General features: G+C 43.0%; 3 protein-coding genes and 1 pseudogene. 2 read left to right on the forward strand and 2 right to left on the reverse strand.

Features of this window, described 5'->3' with window-relative positions; genetic code table 11:
• Positions 1-112: pseudogene (locus PX484_RS05885) on the forward strand (NYN domain-containing protein); the annotation flags it as partial.
• Positions 113-240: 128 nt separating this feature from the next.
• Here the strand turns inward: PX484_RS05885 and sfsA are convergent.
• Together sfsA and PX484_RS25675 are read right to left on the reverse strand one after the other, a co-directional pair.
• Positions 241-960, reverse strand: coding sequence for a DNA/RNA nuclease SfsA (sfsA, locus tag PX484_RS05890; RefSeq protein WP_002755011.1), 720 nt, complete (start codon positions 958-960; stop codon positions 241-243).
• An 80-nt stretch (positions 961-1,040) separates the two neighbouring features.
• Complete coding sequence (locus PX484_RS25675) at positions 1,041-1,229, reverse strand: hypothetical protein (protein WP_071839390.1); 189 nt, start codon at positions 1,227-1,229, stop codon at positions 1,041-1,043.
• A gap of 220 nt (positions 1,230-1,449) precedes the next feature.
• Between PX484_RS25675 and PX484_RS05895 the strand changes: the two genes are divergently transcribed.
• Positions 1,450-1,699, forward strand: a 250-nt coding sequence (locus tag PX484_RS05895; RefSeq protein WP_288103135.1) for a chorismate synthase, incomplete at its 3' end; no start/stop codon positions are given.

Below are 1,699 nucleotides of genomic sequence, written 5' to 3' on the forward strand. Positions count from 1 at the left end.
CCAGAGTTCTTCTCAAAGTCCCAAAGGGCGTTTTTTATTCCATTCTCTCGATGCTCAGGTGCAACAGAAATTAGAGAAAATGCGCCACGGAATTAGTTATCAAAAACCTTGACAAATTACCTCAAATATGTATCGACAAAATCGCCATTAGAGGCACAGGTAACTGTGTCTCTAAGCTTTTCAAGGTCAGTTGCGGTCTGGGGGATTTTGTCAAAAGCTGGCCCATCTAAACCACTGGTTTCACAGTTGCAATTCTGCTAAACCTAAATAATAAATTCCCGTGGGTGTCACTTGGAAGCGACAGGGTAAAACCTTGACTCCTTTAGCCACTGCTTGACGTAATAACTGCCCGTATTTAGCATCTTTACTATCCCCCGGAGCAAACCGGTCACAATCACCCCGATTAATAAAGTAGAACATAATCGCCTCCGCTGCCGGCAATAAAGCCATTAATTCCTGTAAATGCTTCTGTCCTCGCGTGGTGACAGTATCGGGAAAAAGTGCCGTTTCTCCCTGATTCCAAGTGGTATTTTTAACCTCGATATAGGTGAGGGAATTATCCCCATGGGTCAAAAGAAAATCAATTCTACTGCCATTATTTTGACCGTAGGCCACTTCCGATCGCACCTCGGTGTCATTTTTGACCAAATCGGGAAAAACCCCTTGCAACAGGGCATTTTTCACCACCTGATTAGGAAGATTGGTATTAACTCCCACCCAAGTCTCCCCCAGTTGAATCATCTCCCAGGTGTAAGCTAATTTTCGCTTCGGGTTATCACTGCGAGAAAGATAAACCGGTTGACCTTCTACGCATACATCGGTCATCGGTCCGGTATTAGCGCAATGGGCCGTAATTAATTCTCCGTTGTCCAGTTGTATGTCGGCAAAAAAGCGTTTGTAACGTTTAATTAAAATACCCTTGACAAGAGAAGGGTATGTGTGAACTAACAAAGAAGTCATCAAATTTTCGCCAGGCTATATAAGGTAAAGAATAGCCTTTTTTTGGGAGCTTAACCTGAAGACAGGAGACCTTTCAGTTATCAGTGAACAGTGATCAGTAAACAGTAATCATAGTATTTTCCTTTATTCGTAGCAGGCATTTTACTCTCTTGGGTTTGGTGGGTAAAATGTATTCTAAAATACAGTTCTGCTGGCGAGCAAATGGAACGAACCACAAAGACACAAAGGACACAAAGATTGATCGGTCTTATATAAGTTAAACTTATCACACAAAGAATAAGAGAGCCGGCATTTTACTCCCCTCTCCCTTTGGTTGTGGGGGTAAGGGAAATTAACCATCTCTGCGATTACTTTTGAAAAATGGCATCAGTGACAAGAAAACGGCAATTTTCTACTTAAGACTGTCCACTAAAAACTCACATCTGATCACTGATAACTGATAACCGCTCAGGTACAATAAAAGCTTGAGGCTTAATAGACATTGAGATTATGGGTAACACTTTCGGACGACTATTTCGGGTTTCCACTTTTGGAGAATCTCACGGGGGTGGGGTAGGAGTGGTTATCGATGGTTGTCCCCCGCGCTTAGAAATTTCTGAAGAGGAGATTCAAATCGATTTAGACCGTCGCAAACCGGGACAAAGCAGAATCGTGACCCCGCGTCGGGAAAATGACATTTGTGAGATAATTTCGGGCGTTTTTGACGGCAAAACCCTCGGTACACCGATCGCTATTCTAG

The organism is Microcystis sp. M49636_WE2, from assembly GCF_030065375.1.
In the GTDB taxonomy this organism is placed as follows: domain Bacteria; phylum Cyanobacteriota; class Cyanobacteriia; order Cyanobacteriales; family Microcystaceae; genus Microcystis; species Microcystis aeruginosa_C.